This window comes from Asticcacaulis sp. W401b (assembly GCF_046503825.1).
Taxonomy (GTDB): domain Bacteria; phylum Pseudomonadota; class Alphaproteobacteria; order Caulobacterales; family Caulobacteraceae; genus Asticcacaulis.
In genome coordinates this window covers 150,009-165,145 of the sequence record NZ_JBKFEE010000001.1, presented here as the reverse complement: position 1 = coordinate 165,145, position 15,137 = coordinate 150,009, and the positions used below count along the sequence as shown (strand labels likewise).

Below are 15,137 nucleotides of genomic sequence, written 5' to 3'. Positions count from 1 at the left end.
GCAGCCGGCGATGTTACTATCAGTTAGTAACAGATAGGAGTTTGCCATGCCGACCTCGGTTGCCCTCAGCCCGCACTTTGAAGCCTTTATCAAGGCGCAGATCGCCACAGGCCGCTACAACAATGTCAGCGAGGTGATCCGCGAAGGCCTGCGCCTGCTGGAAGACCGCGAGCTGGAGAAACAGCGACAACGCGAAGCCTTGCGCGCTGAGATCGCCAAAGGGATGGAAGGGCCGTTTATTCCTGCCGAGCAGGTGTTTGATGAGGTCTTTTCCATGCTCGATGACATGGAAAAAGATCGGGACCGCGCGTAATGCGCGTCACCTTTTCACCTATGGCCCGAAATGATCTGAGGGAGATTGCGCGGTACATCGCACAGGATGCACCTGGGCGGGCACGGACGTTTACTCTGGAATTACAACAGAAAGCGCTGAGGCTAGTATCGTGAATTTGAAGTTCGCTTCATTTTGGTATCGAAAACCGGGCGAACTTCAAATTCGAAAACGATACTAGATACAATAAGTTGCTAGTGTCCTGTTGAATCTGAAATTCGCCAGAGAGCGATATCAAGCCCATGCGAATTTCAGATTCAGGACACTAGGCGAGAATCCGCGGTCCGGCGCAGCCAGATATGAATTGGGGCAGGGCGTGCGGTTCCTGTCGCACGGCAACTACAACATCTATTATCGCATCGGCGAAAACGTCGAAATTTTGCGCATCCTGCACGGTGCGCGGCAAGTCGGTGAAGACGATATCTGACAGGCGTTGGTCGATAAGACCGACGCCTGTTCAAAAAAACACCCGTTGGCCCGTCTTATTCGTAGGTGGCCCAGGTTTCGCCGGTCTTGCGGCTATAGCTGATCGCGATGCTTGAGACTTCGCACAGGTTGAAGTTTTCCCACTCCGCCGACTCGCCGTCATCATAGACGACCTTGAGGTCCCACAAGCAGGCCTTTTCCTTGCGGCTGAAGGTGATGTCCACCTTGGCATTGTTGGGCAGCACATCCTCTTCCATCACATCCTCGTCCCAGCTATCCGACTTGCTGGGCGACACATAGACTTCGGAAATCGTGTAGCCGGTATGGTTGATCAGCGTGAAATTCTGCTTGCCCTGAGCCAGAGCCACGGTGGTGGCCAGCATATAAACAACGAGGGCCGAAAGCGCGGCCATCAGCCACAAAACACTCTGGCGGCGCGTTTGAGCATTTGAAAACATTGAAATTCTCCCGAATAAATTTAGTCGAAACGCAAAAAAACAGTCTCGCAGCGTTCAATCGCCGCGATCCGGTTAACTTTATTTATAACGGCTTTTAATGAAGCGACCGTAACATAGTTATCACAGTTCGGCCGTCACAGACAGGCAACAACTTCCCAAACCACAGTCTGGCGCAAAACTCAGGATGGGGGCGGTGGCAAGACCTGCACGGCTACACGTGTCGCCCGTAAAAGTTTGGCTCCATTCAGTTAACAATGGATGTGTCCAGCCGGGGCGTATCCTTGAGGAGGCCATTGAGGCGGTTACGGATCATCGAGAAGGTAAAGCCAAATCCCGGCAAGGTCGTCAGTAATATCCACCAGGGCGGGTTTTGGGGGTCGAACATCCAGATCATAAAGACCAGTATCGGCACGCTCACGATTTGCATGAGCGCGAGGGAATAGCTGCTCAGCAGGGCTTTGCGAATGGCGATGGCTTGCGCCTCGTCCTTCAGGCGATAGGCCGGTCGATGCCGACCGTGCCGATAGAAGAGGGTGTCCTGACCCAGTCGCTCGAATTTATCGTCGATGAATTTCATCTAACCCCCCGCGCCCCCGGCCTTGGTAAAGCTCTCGACCAATGAACCGCACACCAGCCGCCAGCCATCAACCAGCACGAAGAAGATCAGCTTGAACGGCAGCGACACCACTACTGGCGGCAGCATCATCATCCCCATGCTCATCAGCACCGAGGCGACGACGAGGTCGATCACCAGAAACGGCAAGAAGAGGAAGAAGCCGATCATAAACGCCGTCTTCAGTTCCGAAATCATAAAGGCCGGCGTGATGACCGTGATCGGCAGGTCCATATTGTCCTTGGGCTTTTCGACCTTGGACAGGCGGATAAACAGGTTGAGATCGCCCGCATCGACCTGAGACAACATAAAGGTCTTGACCGGTTCGGAGGCCGCATCAAAGGCCTGCGGCATCTCCATCTCCTGATCCATCAGCGGGCGGATGCCGGCGTCATAGGCCGCCTGATACGTTGGAGCCATCACCACCGCCGACAGGAACATGGCCAGCGAGATCAGCACCGCATTGGGGGGACTCTGTTGCAGGCCGAGCGCCGTTCTGAGCAGGGACAGCACCACCACAATGCGGATGAAGGAGGTGGTCATGATGACGATGGACGGTGCCAGCGACAGGACGGTCAAAAGCCCCAGCATCTGCACGACGCGCGCCGTCAGGGTGCCGCCTTGCCCCAGGTCGAGATTGACCGATTGCGCCAGCACGTCGCCGGGGAAGATCATCAGGGCGAAACCGAGAATGCCGCCCAGCAGGGTCAGGGCATAGTCGCGTTTGCGCATCGGCTTGCCGAACTGACGGAAAAGATCGGGCATCCGCATCACAGCACCGGCCGATTGACGGTGGGCGCAGGGGCGGGGGCGGGTTTTGGTTTGGGCGCGGGCAGTTGGCGCGGCTCGATCAGTTCCTGACCTTCGCCCAACAGCAGCAGGCGCTCCTCATCATCGACGCGCACCAGCACCAGACGCCGTGCCGGATCGAGGACAAGGGTTTCAACAACGCTCAGGCGGCGCTCCCCGCGCTCTCCCTGAAAGCGCGCCAGCAGTTGCGGTGCATAGCGGCGCAGGGCGTAGGCGAGGCCCAGCACCAGCCCCAGAACGATGGCCAGCGCAAAGGCCGCCCGCAACAGACTTAAAAAGACATCCATCGGGCCAACCCCTCCATACGCGACCACCGCCCCGATATGCAGCACAAGGTCTTAAAGCCTCATTAACCAACAAAGGGGCATATTTTGCCTGCCGCTCTGCATAGGCTGAGTCGCAGCGGACAGGTAAGGCATCGCGCATGAGCACGGAAAATATCGGCCTCCTTGGGGCGCTGAAAGAGAAGATGACCTGGCTGGGTCAGCGCCAGAAGCTGGTGGCGCAGAACGTGGCCAATGCCTCGACGCCGGGTTTCAAGCCGCGCGACCTCAAAGCGCTCGATTTTGCCTCCGTCCTCAAAGGGCAGCAGGAACAGACCGGACTGGGGCTCAGCGTGACCAATGCCGGGCATATGAATGTTGAAGGCGGCGGAAGCTTTGCGCCCAAGGCGGTGGTTTCGCCGGATTCCGAAACCACTATGGACGGCAATTCGGTCGTGCTGGAAGAACAGATGCTCAAAATGGCCGAAAGCCGGATGCAGTATGAGGCGGCGCTCGGTTTCTATCAGAAGTCGCTGGGCCTGATCCGCATGGCAGGTAAGGCACCGGGTAGATAGGTTAGAGGGCGCACACAATGCCGATTAATAAGACGACTGACACGCATCCGACCCTTTCGGTCGCCGCCAGCGCGCTCAGGGCGCAGCAGGCGCGGATGCGGATTATCGCGGAAAACATCGCCAATGCCGACTCGACCGGTCAGACGCCGGGTGCCGACCCTTATCGCGGCAAGATTCCGGTGTTTGAGGCAGCCAAGATCGACGGCGCCATGGGCGTCAAGCTGGCGGCTGTGCGGCCCGATGAGACGCCGTTTGAGGTGGAGTACGACCCCAGCCACCCGGCCGCCGACGCCAATGGCTACGTCAAACGTCCGAACGTCAAAAGCCTGATCCAGAGCATGGACATGCGCGACGCGCAGCGGGCCTATGAGGCGAATCTCAATGTCATCGAGACGACTCGCTCTATGGAGCAGAAGACGCTCGATATCCTGAAGCGTTAGAGGCTCGATAAATGAACCCCATGCTCGTCGCCAAGGCCTACGGGGCCGTTCAGAAGCAGGTCTCCGGCCTGCACGAAGAGGGCTCGCGCACGCACGACGTGGGCGCGTCTTTTTCCAAGGTCCTGAACGGGGCCATGGAACAGACGCTGAAATCGACTCGGAACGCCGAGTCGCAGATGATCGCGCATTCGCAGGGCAAGGCCGAACTGATCGACGCGGTGACCGCTGTAGCCACCGCCGAGGCGTCGCTGGAAAGCGTTATCGCCATCCGAGATCAGGTCATCAGCGCCTATCAGGAAATCCTGAGAATGCCGATCTGAAAATAGTGATTGGGCCGTCGTTAACGACAAATTAACCACGCTATCGGCAAAATCTGCCCAGCGGATCGGTGGGGTCCGTGGCTTAAAGTGTAGGGCGATTTTCATGACCGGTACGGAAGTTCTCAGCGTCGGACGCGATGCGATCTGGCTGACCATTCAGCTCTGTGCCCCGGTTCTGATTGTGGGTCTCATCGTCGGTGTGGTCATCGGCCTGTTTCAGGCCCTGACCCAGATTCAGGAACAGACCCTGATCTACGCCCCCAAGATCATCGCGGTCTTCGTGACCCTGCTGCTCGTCTTGCCGCTGATGGGGGCGCTGTTGTCCGGCTTCATGAAGGAAATCGCCACCAAGATCGCGGGCATCTGACGCGCTGTCTGAGCGGCAAGAATCGCGTCATAGGTGGCGGTTATGATCCCCGTTACGCCCGCTCCGGATTTTCCGACCGAAGTCACCTCCTTCTTCGGTACGTCGCAGGTGGTGTTTACCGCCATGCTGATCTTTGTGCGCGTGGGGTCGGTGGCAATCCTCATTCCGGGGCTGGGCGATCAGGCCGTGCCGCCGCGTATGCGTTTGTCCTTTGCCTTTGTCTTCACCCTGATGCTGGTGCCGGTGGTGCAGTCGCAAATGCCCGCCTTGCCGCCCAAGTTGGGGGCCATGGCCGGGCTTATCCTCCATGAGGCGGTGATCGGCCTGATGCTGGGGATGCTGATGCGCACCTTTCTGGGGGCTCTGGCTATTGCGGGGGAGGTGGTGTCGTTGCAAACCACCCTGTCCTTTGCCCAGACCGCCAATCCGGCGCAGGCCCAGCCCTCAACCTCGATCGGCACCTTTCTGGCCATGCTGGGGCTGGTGCTGATCTATGCTACCAATCTGCACCACCTGTTCATCGCGGGGATGCGCGACTCTTACTGGGTGTTTCCGCCGATGCGCCCGGTGATGGTGGGCGATGCGACGCAATTGATGATCCGCACGGTGGGCGATACCTTCATGCTGGCCATTCAGATGACGACGCCCATTCTGGTCTTCGGCCTGATTATCAATGTCGCGGCCGGTTTTATCGGCCGCATCATGCCGGCCTTTCCCATCTTCTTCGCGGTCACCCCGGTCAGCGTTCTGCTGGGGCTGGCCATCTTCGCCCTCAGTCTGGGCGGCACCGGTCTGGTCTTCCTTCAGCATTATGAGGAGTTCCTGCGCCTCTTTGTAAGAGGTGCTTAGGTGGCAGACGAAGGCGAAGACAAGACAGAAGAGGCCTCGGCCCGAAAACTCGAAGAGGCGCGGAAAAAGGGTGACGTTGCCAAATCCGCCGACATCCCTCAGGCCCTGTCGCTGATCGCGGCGTGCGCCTTGGTCATGCTCTATGGCGACAAGATCGCCCTGTCGCTGACCGAGACGTTGCGCGTATTCGTCGCTGCGCCACACCTGTTGCGCGACTCGCTGATGGGGGATGGCGGTCTGACCATCGCCAACCACCTGATGGGGCAGCTCCTGCCGATCATCGCCCTGATCCTGCTGGTGGCCGGTGCCGCCGGGGCCATAGGCAGTCTGGCCCAGACCGGCCTGATGTTCAGCACCGAAAAGCTCAAGCCCGACTTTTCCAAGCTCAACCCCATGGCGGGCTTCAAGCGCCTGTTTGGTGTTGATGCCCTGATCCAGTTCGCCAAGACGGTGATCAAGCTGATCGCCGTGGGCGTGATTACCTGGATGATTCTCAAAGGGCGCGCGGTCGATGTGGCGGGTCTGGCCGGTGCGTCGCCACTGATGGTCCTGCCCTATGCCAAGGAGGTGTTTTTCTCACTGGCGGTGGCGGTGTGCCTGTTCATGGCGCTGGAAGGCGGGGCCGATTACTTCATCCAGAAGTTCCGCTTCTCTCAGCGCATGAAGATGACCAAGACCGAGGTCAAGGACGAATACAAGCAGACCGAAGGCGATCCGCACGTCAAGGGCCGCCTGAAGCAAATCCGCATGGAAAAGTCGCGTCAGCGCATGATGGCCAATGTCCCCAAGGCGACGGTGGTGATCACCAACCCGACCCACTACGCCGTGGCCTTGCGCTATGATGAGGAAACGCCCGCGCCCCTGTGCGTGGCCAAGGGGGTGGATACGCTGGCCTTGAAAATCCGCGAGGTGGCGGGCGAACACGACATCGCCATTGTCGAAGACCCGCCGCTGGCGCGCGCGCTTTATGCCGCCATCGACGTCGATGAGATCATCCCCGAAACGCATTTTCAGGCCGTGGCCAAGATCATCTCCTTCGTCATGGTGCGCAAGCGTCGGGGATTTTAGAGTGAAATCCGGGCAGGATTCGCAAATTAGGTTAAACTCCAGCGATTCGTTTTGGTGAGAGGTTTTCGCCTTGTCTTCGTCGCCCGCCCAAACATCGGCTCATACGCCCGCTGCTGCGTCCAAAAACCTGCTGGAGCGGTTGCGCGACTTTGCGTCGCCTCTGGCCCTGACGGTGGTGGGAATCATCGTGGTTTGCGCCTGCGCCGCCTTCTGGTTCATTGCGGGGGAATTGCCGGTGGGCGTCGTTTTGACCATCCTCGTCATCGTGATGGGGGCAGTGGTGTCGGTGGCGCTATTCGCCTTCGGGCACGACGATGACACGGGAGCCCAAGGGCCGGGCGTCACGGCTTTGGTCGAGGCGCTGGCCGAACCGGCGGCGATCGCCAGCTTTGACGGCCGTCTGAGCGCCACCAACCCCGCCTGGCGCGATGCGGGCGGCAATGAGAAGCGCCTGCCGGCCGGAGAGGGCAGCGCTGCCCTATTCGTTGCCATGCGCGAAGCCCGCGCGCAGGGCCACAGCCGCGCTCTGGTGCGGCTGGGCAGCTTTGATTTTGAAATGCTGCTGTCGCGGCTGGGTGATGAGCGCGTGCTGGTGCGTGCGGCCTCGCAAGGCGTGCTGGGGACCGGGCTTTTGCTCAATCATGAACTGCCGGTTGCCGAGGGCATGGACACAGCGGAAGAGGCGGAAGCCGTTGTGGCGCAACCCTCCGTGGCCCCGGCTTTTGACGGGTCGGACGCGCCCTTTGGTCAGGCCTTGCTGGAAGGCGACACCCTGCTGACGGCGAAAATTACCCGCGTCAATCCGGTGTTTACGCGCCTGATGGGCGGCTCGGTGGCGGATTTGACCGGCAAGGTGTGGGGCGACCTGATCGACGCCGCCTCGCGCGAAGAGGCGCAGGCCAAGCTCGATGCCAAAAAGACCGCTTTTGAGGTCAAGCTGCTGTCAAACAAAGACCTGCCGCTTCAGGTGCGTCTGGCCCACACGCCGGGCGGCTTCATGCTCTATCTGTTCGACATCAGCGAGCAGAAGCAACTGGAGCAGTCTCTGGCGCAGGTGCAGAAGATGCAGGCCATCGGGCAGTTCGCCGGCGGCGTGGCGCACGATCTCAATAACCTTTTGACCGGGCTCAAGCTGCGCGTCGAAGACCTGCTGCACAACCACCCGCTGGGCGATCCCTCCTATGGCGGGTTGAACGAAATCCGGCAGATTTCGACGCGCGCCGAGGATCTGGTGCGAAAGCTGTTGGCTTTTTCGCGCAAGCAGACGGTCAAGCGCGTCACGCTTAATCTGGGCGAACTGATCTCTGAATCCGAGGTGCTGCTGCGCCGTCTGATGCGTGAGGATGTGAAGCTCGAAACCGAATATGGCCGTGACCTGCCCGACATCCACGCCGACAAGGGCCAGATGGAGATGGCGGTGATGAACCTCGTCGTCAATGCGCGCGACGCGGTGCACGCCTCCGGTGGCGGGCGCGTCAAAATCCGTTCGGCGGCGCTCGCTCAGGCCGAGGCCGTGGCGCAGGGCTGGGCCGAGGCGCCAGCGCAGGGCGCGGCCCTGATCGAGGTGTCGGACAATGGCCCCGGCATCCCCCCAGAGATCATGACCAAGGTCTTCGAGCCGTTTTTCACCACCAAGCCACTGGGTGAAGGAACGGGACTGGGGCTGGCCACCGTCTATGGCATCGTCAATCAGGCCGATGGCCATATCGCCATCACCTCGGTGGTGGCGCCCGCAGACGGTCACGGCGCGACCTTCAAAATCTTCCTGCCGATCAAGGTGCACGTGGCAAAGCCTGACACGCCGAAGGTCGAAGCGGCGCCAGCGTCTCCGCCCAAGGTCACGCCGAAGGACATGTCCGGTGCCGGACGCATCCTGTTTGTCGAGGATGAAGAAATCGTGCGCGGCATCGCCGCCCGCCTGCTGCGTCAGCGCGGCTATGAGGTGACTGAGGCGTCGGATGGCGAAGAGGCACTCGACATCATCCAGAGCGGCGACAAGTTCGACCTGCTGATTTCCGACGTTATCATGCCGGGGCTGGACGGGCCGTCCATGCTCAAAAAGGCGCGGCCCTTCCTTGGCAATGTGCCGGTGATGTTCATTTCGGGCTATGCCGAGGCCGAATTCTCGGACCTGCTGGAAGACGAGGTGGGCGTGTCCTTCCTGCCCAAGCCGCTGGATATCAAGACGCTGGCCGAACGGGTCAAGGCGCAACTGGCGGCGTGAGTTTGGCGTTCGCCTCATACCACGCCAATTCGCTCTCAAGACCCTCAACAAGGCGGGCCAGCCCCGCCGCCGGGTGCGCGAGGCTGATGTCGCGTAACTGCTGGGTCAAACGCGCCAGCCTGTCGCCGGGGAAGGCGATATAGGGCAGGGCGCAGCCGGGTATTGTCAACACAGCAGATTGTCCAGCCGTTGTCAGAAGCTGGGCCTGACCCGGATTGCCGGTTGCGGGGTCGAGCCCCTCGATCATGGGCAGGCCAAGATCGCGGCTGCCCGACCATGTCAGACGTCCCGCCTTGTAGGGTTCGCAGACATACAAGACCGTAGCCGCCATTTTCAGACAAAGGCACAAAGCCTGTACAGCATCAATGCCATAGATAGTCTTTGGCTTTTTTGCCCCTAAGCCTTCGATGAGGTAGGTACAGGCCCATCTGGCGTCCGTCTCCGCAAAGGGCCACCAGACATAGAGATCAACACGCTTGTCTTCGTCCAGTTCAAACTGGCGATGCAGGATGGCGTCTTCTTTGCGATGGTCCATCGCCCCCCCTCAGACAGCGGCTATTCTCCGACCGCCGGATCGTAGGTTTTGATCAGTTCCAGCGATTCCAGCAGGATGGCGCGCATGGCGTGCAGGGCCCCGTCGGGATCGCCCTTTTCAATGGCGATCAGCACGGCTTCGTGCGCCGGGATGGAGGCGGTGTGGCCGGAAATCTTGTTGGTGACGCCGATCGACAGGCGCAGCGCCGTATTGATCAGTTCGCGGAGCTGCCAGAAGAAGGGGTTGCCCGACGCGCGCAGGATGGCGACGTGGAATTCGATATCGGCGGCCAGCGCCTGATCGTGTTCGGCGGCGTGGTCGCGCATACCGTTCAGGCCGTCGCGGATGGCCTTGATGTCCTTACGGTCGGCGTGCTGCGCGGCCAGGGCGGCGGCGACCGGCTCGATAGCCAGACGCACCTCGGTAAATTCGCGGTAGATGGTGTTGGAAAAGGGGCGCTCCATCAGCCAGCGGGTGACATCCGGATCGAGCAGGTTCCAGCGGCTGACCGGTTCGACCTTGGTGCCCTGACGCGGGCGCGCGCTCAACAGGCCCTTGGCCGTCAGCATCTTCACCGCCTCACGTGCGACGGTGCGGCTGGCTGAAAACTGCTGGCACAGTTCCGCCTCGGTCGGAAAACCGCTGCCGTCATAATGGCCGGAAACAATCGATTGGCCGAGGGTTTCCAGAAGTCCGTAGGTGAGGCTGACGCCGTGCTGCGTACGCATATAAGGGGCCTGTAGGCATGTCTGAGTCTTGTTATAGGATGAGTAATCACCGATATTTCCGCCGCTTGTCCAGCTTAAATGACAAATAAGACATCAAGGACGCTCATCCACACGTGAAGTCGATGTGAAAACGATTGAAAATGATAGCGTTATCATTTTTGACCTTGCGCCCTAAGGCGAGGATGATTAAGACAATTGTATAATAAAAAATGCCGCCTTTTCAGGAGCGGTGTCTGTTGCGAGGGAACAGTGCGGTGCAGACGCACCGTCTAAAAAAGGCGGGCGGCTGTTTTATCCCTCAAGCGAAGTTCAGACGCGGACCGTGTGTCCGTCATAAGCGCCGGTGCGTCGCATCGGTCAGTCAGGGGAGCCGTGCATGGGTTTAAGAGTATCGCGCCGTCTGTTGATGTCCGCCGCTGTGGTCAGCGCGGCCCTGTGTCTTGTGCCCGCCGTTGAGGCATGGGCGCAAAACAAGCCTCTGCCGCAGGTGGTCAAAAAGAACGGCAAGTCGGCGTTGATGGTCGATGGCGCGCCGTACCTCATTCTGGGGGCGCAGGCCAATAATTCGTCCAACTACGTGGCGCAACTGCCCAAGGTGTGGCCGGCGATCAAGGAGATCCAGGCCAATACGCTGGAAATTCCGGTGGCCTGGGAGCAGATCGAACCGAAGGAAGGTCAGTTCGACTTCTCCTACGTCGATGAACTGGTGAAGCAGGCGCGTCAGAACAATGTGCGTCTGGTGCTGTTGTGGTTCGGGACGTGGAAAAACACCTCGCCCAACTATACGCCGGACTGGGTGAAGCTTGATAACAGGCGCTTCCCGCGGATCACCAAAAAAGACGGGACCCTGTCCTATTGCCTGTCGCCGATGGAGCGCACGACGCTGGAGGCCGACAAGAAGGCTTTTGTCGCCCTGATGACGCACCTGAAAAAGATCGACGGCGACCAGCACACGGTCATCATGATCCAGCCGCAGAACGAGTCCGGCACCTATGGCAGCGTGCGCGACTATTCGCCCAAGGCGGAAAAGGTCTTCAAGGGGCCGGTGCCGCAGGCGCTGCTCAAAAAGAAGGGGCTCAGCAAGGGCGGCACGTGGAGCGAGGTGTTCGGCAAACACGCCGACGAATATTTCCACGCCTGGCATATCGCCAGCTATATCAACGAGATCGCGGCCGCCGGTCGCGCCGTCTATGACCTCCCCATGTACGTCAATGCGGCGCTGCGTGAGCCACTGATCGAGGTGGGGCCTGAGACCTATTCGTCGGGCGGGCCGACCCACAATGTCATCGACATCTATCAGGCGGCGGCCCCGGCCATAGATATCATCGCGCCCGATATCTATAAGCGCGACTCGGCCAATTACGAGGCGGTGCTGAACCTCTATTCGAAGTTCGAGAATCCGCTGTTTGTGCCCGAAACGGGTTCGGATACCGAATTTGCCCGCTATATTTTCAGTGTCTTCGGCCGCGGCGGCATTGGCTTTGCGCCGTTTGGTATCGACTATACGGGCTATACCAACTACCCGCTGGGCGGCAAGGACATGTCGCCGGAAGGCCTGAAACCGTTTCGGGAAAAGTACGCCCTATTTGCGCCGATGATGCGCGACTGGGCGAAGATCGCCTATGAAAACCCCGTCTGGGGCGTGGCTGAGGCCGATGACCGCAAGCCGCAAAAGATCGACCTGGGCGGTAAGTGGACGCTCGACGTGCTCTATGGTGAGTGGCAGTTCGGTCTGACTGAATGGACGTGGCTGGGCAAGATCGACCCCGTGCCGGGGCGTGAAAAGCCCAATGGCGGTGTGGTCGTGGCGCAGTTGTCCGAAGACGAATTTCTGGTCACCGGCGTCCACGCCCGCCTGAATTTCGGGCTGGGCCCCAAGAACAAAGGCAAGAACCTGATCTTCCGTTCGGTCGAGCAGGGGCACTTTGAAAACGGCCAGTGGGTCGTCGATTTCGTGTGGAATGGCGACCAGACCGACTACGGCCTGAACCTGACCGGCCAGCCGGCCGTGCTCAAGGTCAAGCTGGCCACCTATTGATAATGAACCTCCTCTCTCTCGTTCACGCAGAGGGAGGGTCGGGGTGAGGGGACGCACAGGTCGTCCTGCATGCCCCCTCATCCGGCGCTGACACGCCACCTTCTCCCTCAAGGGAGAAGAGATATTCGGGAGAAAACAGATGAAACCCTATATCTACGCCTCGACGCTGGTCGTCGCCCTGATGGCCTCCACGGCGCTGGCCGGGACCTACAGCCGCACCGATACAGGCATTGTGGTCAGGCCGGATACCGGCACGGCGAAGGAAATCCGCCTCAATGTCATCAGCGACTCGATCATTCAGGTGGTCGGCGTCGATGACCCGGCGCGCGAACAACTGCCGTCGCTGATGGCCGTCGCCAAGCCGGACGGCAAGTTCACCGTGTCCGACGGCAAGGGTACGGTCACCCTTAAGGCCGCCGCCGCCTCGGCGCAGGTGGACCTGACGACCGGCCGCCTGACCTTCTTCAACGTCAAGGGCCAGCCGGTGCTGAAAGAAGTCAAGAGCGCCATCACCCCGGTGACGGTTGAGGGTAAGTCCTATGTGGCCACCAGCGCCCAGTTCAACCCCGGCACGACCGAGGCCTTCTACGGTCTGGGGCAGCACCAGAACGCCCAGATGAACCTCAATGGCGAAGACATCGAGCTGCGCCAGCACAATATGGATATCGGCATCCCCTTCGTGGTGTCGGACAAGAATTACGGCGTGCTGTGGGACAACAATTCGGTCACGCGCTTTGGCAATCCGGTGCGCTTCGGTCTGGCCAGCCGCGATCTGAAACTGACGGCGCTCGATGGCTCCACGGGCCTGACCGCCAAATACTATGTCGATGACAAGCTGATCCTGACGCGCGTTGAGCCTGACATCCGCTATCAGTTCCTGAGCGATGTCGATAAGTACTGGCCGACCGATCCGGCGCTGAGCAAGGCGGCCACGACGGGCAAAAAAGTTAAGGTCGTCTGGGAAGGTTCGGCCACCTCGGACACGCCGGGCGTGCATAAGATGCGCCTGTTTGCCTCTGACTATGTGACGATGAAGGTCGATGGCAAGACGATCTTTGATCACGGCATCTGGCGTATGGGCTGGAACGCCTGGTACAACAATTTCGAGCAGACCTTCGCCAAGAACAAGCCGGTGAAGCTTCAGGTCGAGTGGCTGCCGGCGGGCGGCCTGATCTCGCTGCACCATTCCAACCCGGAACCGGCGGCGGACAAGCACTCGCTGCGCTTCACCTCTGAGGCGGGCACGGGCCTGACGTACTATTTCATCTCTGCCGACAGCCTTGAAGGCGTCATTTCCGGTTATCACACCGTCACCGGCAAGCCGCCGATGATGCCGAAATGGGCCTATGGCTTCTGGCAGTCGCGCCAGCGCTACGAGACGCAGGATCAGCTTCTGGGGGTGCTCAAGACCTATCGCGACAACAAGTGGCCGATCGACAATATCGTGCAGGACTGGTTCTACTGGCCCGAAGACCAGTGGGGCAGCCACAAGTTCGATCCCGTACGCTTCCCTGATCCGCAAAAGCTGGTCGATGAGGTGCACAAGCAGAACGCCCGCATCATGATTTCGATCTGGGGCAAGTTCTATCCCAATACCGACAACTATAAGGAGCTGGACGCCAAGGGCTATATGTGGCGCCGCAATGTCGAACTGGGTGCTAAGGACTGGGTGGGGCCGGGCTATCTCAACAGCCACTATTCGCCCTATAATCAGGAAGCGCGCGACATCTATTACCGCCAGATGAAGGAAGGTCTGGCCAAGTACGGCTTTGACGCCTGGTGGATGGACAATACTGAGCCGGACGTGCGCTCCAATACCAGCCCGGAGGAGTTTGCCGAGCTGATCACCCCGACCCAGATGGGGCCGGGCGCGCTGGTCCACAATGCCTATTCGACCATGAGTTCTCAGGCCGTCTATGAGGGCCTCAAAGCCGATCAGCCGGACAAGCGTCAGTTCATCCTGACCCGTTCGGGCTTTGCCGGCGTGCAGCGTAACGCCGCCGCCCTGTGGTCGGGTGATGTCGTCGGCACCTGGGACAATCTGTACGATCAGATTTCGGCGGGCGTGCAGACCGGCTTCTCCGGCGTGCCCAACTGGACGCACGATATCGGCGGCTATGCGCAGGAAACGCGCTTTCAGGGCAAGGATGTCGGGGCGCTTCAGGAAAACCGCGCCGCTGGTGGCACGGGTACGGCTGAGGACCTGAAGGAATGGCGTGAGCTGAACCAGCGCTGGTGGCAGTTCGGGGCCTTCTCGCCGCTGTTCCGCTCGCACGGCGAAGGGGTGAAGCGCGAAATCCATGAAATCTCGCCGCCGGGTTCGCCCATGCGCGCCAATATGGTGTGGTTCCTTGAGCTGCGTTACCGCCTGATGCCGTACATCTATTCGGCGGCCGCGGACGCCCATTACGAGTCGGCCCCGATCATGCGCGGCTTTGCGCTGGACTTCCCGATGGATGCCCGGGGGAAGGACGTCAAGGACGCCTATATGTTCGGTAAGTCGATCCTCGTTGCGCCGGTCACCACGTATCAGGCCACCTCACGCAGCGTCTATTTCCCGGCGGGAACCAATTGGTACAACGCCTATTCGGGCGAGATGGTGAAGGGCGGTCAGACGCAGACCGTCGCGGCGCCGCTCGATCAGTTGCCGCTGTTCGTCAGGGCGGGGGCAATCCTGCCAATGGGTCCGGTCATGCAGTATGTCGATGAAAAGCCGGACGCGCCGCTGACGATCAATGTCTATACGGGTGCCGATGGCCGCTACAGCCTCTATGAAGACGATGGCGTGTCGAATGGCTATGAGAAGGGCAAGTTCACCCGCATCCCGTTCAGCTATAATGACAAGACCGGCGAACTGACCATCGGGGCGCGCACGGGCCAGTACGACAAGATGGTGGCGGCGCGGACCTTCAAGGTGCGCTTCCTGAAGGCGGGCGACAAGACGACCGACTTCGACGCTCCGGCCATCAGCGTCGCCTATTCGGGCAATGCGGTGAAGGTGAAGCGGCCTTAGGTCTCCGTTCCTTATACCTCCCCGGCTTGCCGGGGAGGACCGCTGCCGCAGGACGCGGTGGTGGAACCTGAAACGCGGC

General features: G+C 60.1%; 18 protein-coding genes. 12 read left to right on the top strand and 6 right to left on the bottom strand.

Annotated elements, in window-relative coordinates; all coding sequences use genetic code 11:
• Window positions 1-46: 46 nt before the first annotated feature.
• From ACK8OE_RS00720 to ACK8OE_RS00710, 3 genes are all read left to right on the top strand, one after another.
• Window positions 47-313, top strand: a complete 267-nt coding sequence (locus tag ACK8OE_RS00720; RefSeq protein WP_290797416.1) for a type II toxin-antitoxin system ParD family antitoxin — start codon at window positions 47-49, stop codon at window positions 311-313.
• Window positions 313-447 (top strand): type II toxin-antitoxin system RelE/ParE family toxin, encoded by a 135-nt coding sequence (locus ACK8OE_RS00715; RefSeq protein WP_366509236.1) that lies wholly within the window; start codon window positions 313-315, stop codon window positions 445-447. The genes ACK8OE_RS00720 and ACK8OE_RS00715 overlap by 1 nt, the downstream gene beginning before the upstream one ends.
• A gap of 89 nt (window positions 448-536) precedes the next feature.
• Entirely contained in the window at window positions 537-758 is a 222-nt protein-coding gene (locus ACK8OE_RS00710) for a type II toxin-antitoxin system RelE/ParE family toxin (RefSeq protein WP_290797419.1), read from the top strand.
• Between the two features lie 55 nt (window positions 759-813).
• On the opposite strand, the gene ACK8OE_RS00705 is transcribed toward ACK8OE_RS00710, so the two are convergent.
• The 4 genes from ACK8OE_RS00705 to ACK8OE_RS00690 all read right to left on the bottom strand — a co-directional run bounded on the left by ACK8OE_RS00705 (window position 814) and on the right by ACK8OE_RS00690 (window position 2,925).
• Window positions 814-1,215, bottom strand: coding sequence for an argininosuccinate lyase (locus ACK8OE_RS00705; RefSeq protein ID WP_410270983.1), 402 nt, complete (start codon window positions 1,213-1,215; stop codon window positions 814-816).
• 244 nt (window positions 1,216-1,459) lie between these two features.
• A complete protein-coding gene (locus ACK8OE_RS00700; protein WP_410270982.1) occupies window positions 1,460-1,792 on the bottom strand; it encodes a hypothetical protein in 333 nt (110 codons plus the stop codon).
• Window positions 1,793-2,560, bottom strand: coding sequence for a flagellar type III secretion system pore protein FliP (fliP, locus tag ACK8OE_RS00695; RefSeq protein ID WP_410271582.1), 768 nt, complete (start codon window positions 2,558-2,560; stop codon window positions 1,793-1,795).
• 38 nt (window positions 2,561-2,598) lie between these two features.
• Window positions 2,599-2,925 (bottom strand): flagellar biosynthetic protein FliO, encoded by a 327-nt coding sequence (locus tag ACK8OE_RS00690; RefSeq protein ID WP_290797427.1) that lies wholly within the window; start codon window positions 2,923-2,925, stop codon window positions 2,599-2,601.
• 137 nt (window positions 2,926-3,062) lie between these two features.
• Between ACK8OE_RS00690 and flgB the strand changes: the two genes are divergently transcribed.
• From flgB to cckA, 7 genes are all read left to right on the top strand, one after another.
• Complete coding sequence (gene flgB, locus ACK8OE_RS00685; RefSeq protein WP_126420420.1) at window positions 3,063-3,476, top strand: flagellar basal body rod protein FlgB; 414 nt, start codon at window positions 3,063-3,065, stop codon at window positions 3,474-3,476.
• Between the two features lie 17 nt (window positions 3,477-3,493).
• Window positions 3,494-3,916, top strand: a complete 423-nt coding sequence (gene flgC, locus ACK8OE_RS00680) for a flagellar basal body rod protein FlgC (protein WP_290797432.1) — start codon at window positions 3,494-3,496, stop codon at window positions 3,914-3,916.
• An 11-nt stretch (window positions 3,917-3,927) separates the two neighbouring features.
• The gene (locus ACK8OE_RS00675) at window positions 3,928-4,236 is read left to right on the top strand and encodes a flagellar hook-basal body complex protein FliE (RefSeq protein WP_410270981.1); all 309 of its coding nucleotides are present in this window, start codon (window positions 3,928-3,930) and stop codon (window positions 4,234-4,236) included.
• A 103-nt stretch (window positions 4,237-4,339) separates the two neighbouring features.
• The gene (gene fliQ, locus ACK8OE_RS00670) at window positions 4,340-4,603 is read left to right on the top strand and encodes a flagellar biosynthesis protein FliQ (protein ID WP_107870319.1); all 264 of its coding nucleotides are present in this window, start codon (window positions 4,340-4,342) and stop codon (window positions 4,601-4,603) included.
• Window positions 4,604-4,645: 42 nt separating this feature from the next.
• Window positions 4,646-5,452, top strand: coding sequence for a flagellar biosynthetic protein FliR (fliR, locus tag ACK8OE_RS00665; RefSeq protein WP_410270980.1), 807 nt, complete (start codon window positions 4,646-4,648; stop codon window positions 5,450-5,452).
• On the top strand, window positions 5,453-6,520 hold the full coding sequence (gene flhB, locus ACK8OE_RS00660; protein ID WP_410270979.1) for a flagellar biosynthesis protein FlhB: 1,068 nt from the start codon (window positions 5,453-5,455) through the stop codon (window positions 6,518-6,520).
• 70 nt (window positions 6,521-6,590) lie between these two features.
• On the top strand, window positions 6,591-8,744 hold the full coding sequence (gene cckA, locus ACK8OE_RS00655) for a cell cycle histidine kinase CckA (RefSeq protein ID WP_410270978.1): 2,154 nt from the start codon (window positions 6,591-6,593) through the stop codon (window positions 8,742-8,744).
• Here cckA and ACK8OE_RS00650 read toward each other — a convergent pair.
• Both ACK8OE_RS00650 and ACK8OE_RS00645 read right to left on the bottom strand, forming a co-directional pair.
• Window positions 8,722-9,279 carry a DUF6968 family protein gene (locus ACK8OE_RS00650; protein WP_410270977.1) on the bottom strand — a complete coding sequence of 186 codons (558 nt, stop codon included), beginning with the start codon at window positions 9,277-9,279 and terminating at the stop codon, window positions 8,722-8,724. The genes cckA and ACK8OE_RS00650 overlap by 23 nt on opposite strands.
• A 20-nt stretch (window positions 9,280-9,299) precedes the next feature.
• Window positions 9,300-10,007 (bottom strand): FadR/GntR family transcriptional regulator, encoded by a 708-nt coding sequence (locus tag ACK8OE_RS00645; protein WP_410270976.1) that lies wholly within the window; start codon window positions 10,005-10,007, stop codon window positions 9,300-9,302.
• A 376-nt stretch (window positions 10,008-10,383) separates the two neighbouring features.
• On the opposite strand from ACK8OE_RS00645, the gene ACK8OE_RS00640 reads away from it, so the two are divergent.
• Entirely contained in the window at window positions 10,384-12,045 is a 1,662-nt protein-coding gene (locus ACK8OE_RS00640; protein WP_410270975.1) for a DUF5597 domain-containing protein, read from the top strand.
• 139 nt (window positions 12,046-12,184) lie between these two features.
• Window positions 12,185-15,058, top strand: coding sequence for a TIM-barrel domain-containing protein (locus ACK8OE_RS00635; RefSeq protein WP_410270974.1), 2,874 nt, complete (start codon window positions 12,185-12,187; stop codon window positions 15,056-15,058).
• Window positions 15,059-15,137: the final 79 nt, after the last annotated feature.

Bases quoted from the DNA above. Each gene is read 5' to 3' on its own strand.
- ACK8OE_RS00650 (WP_410270977.1), bottom strand. From the start codon at position 9,279: ATGGACCATCGCAAAGAAGACGCCATCCTGCATCGCCAGTTTGAACTG.
- ACK8OE_RS00635 (WP_410270974.1), top strand. From the start codon at position 12,185: ATGAAACCCTATATCTACGCCTCGACGCTGGTCGTCGCCCTGATGGCC.
- fliQ (WP_107870319.1), top strand. From the start codon at position 4,340: ATGACCGGTACGGAAGTTCTCAGCGTCGGACGCGATGCGATCTGGCTG.
- ACK8OE_RS00700 (WP_410270982.1), bottom strand. From the start codon at position 1,792: ATGAAATTCATCGACGATAAATTCGAGCGACTGGGTCAGGACACCCTC.
- fliP (WP_410271582.1), bottom strand. From the start codon at position 2,560: ATGCGCAAACGCGACTATGCCCTGACCCTGCTGGGCGGCATTCTCGGT.
- flgB (WP_126420420.1), top strand. From the start codon at position 3,063: ATGAGCACGGAAAATATCGGCCTCCTTGGGGCGCTGAAAGAGAAGATG.
- ACK8OE_RS00675 (WP_410270981.1), top strand. From the start codon at position 3,928: ATGAACCCCATGCTCGTCGCCAAGGCCTACGGGGCCGTTCAGAAGCAG.
- ACK8OE_RS00690 (WP_290797427.1), bottom strand. From the start codon at position 2,925: ATGGATGTCTTTTTAAGTCTGTTGCGGGCGGCCTTTGCGCTGGCCATC.
- ACK8OE_RS00705 (WP_410270983.1), bottom strand. From the start codon at position 1,215: ATGTTTTCAAATGCTCAAACGCGCCGCCAGAGTGTTTTGTGGCTGATG.
- ACK8OE_RS00640 (WP_410270975.1), top strand. From the start codon at position 10,384: ATGGGTTTAAGAGTATCGCGCCGTCTGTTGATGTCCGCCGCTGTGGTC.
- ACK8OE_RS00720 (WP_290797416.1), top strand. From the start codon at position 47: ATGCCGACCTCGGTTGCCCTCAGCCCGCACTTTGAAGCCTTTATCAAG.
- ACK8OE_RS00715 (WP_366509236.1), top strand. From the start codon at position 313: ATGCGCGTCACCTTTTCACCTATGGCCCGAAATGATCTGAGGGAGATT.
- flgC (WP_290797432.1), top strand. From the start codon at position 3,494: ATGCCGATTAATAAGACGACTGACACGCATCCGACCCTTTCGGTCGCC.
- fliR (WP_410270980.1), top strand. From the start codon at position 4,646: ATGATCCCCGTTACGCCCGCTCCGGATTTTCCGACCGAAGTCACCTCC.
- ACK8OE_RS00645 (WP_410270976.1), bottom strand. From the start codon at position 10,007: ATGCGTACGCAGCACGGCGTCAGCCTCACCTACGGACTTCTGGAAACC.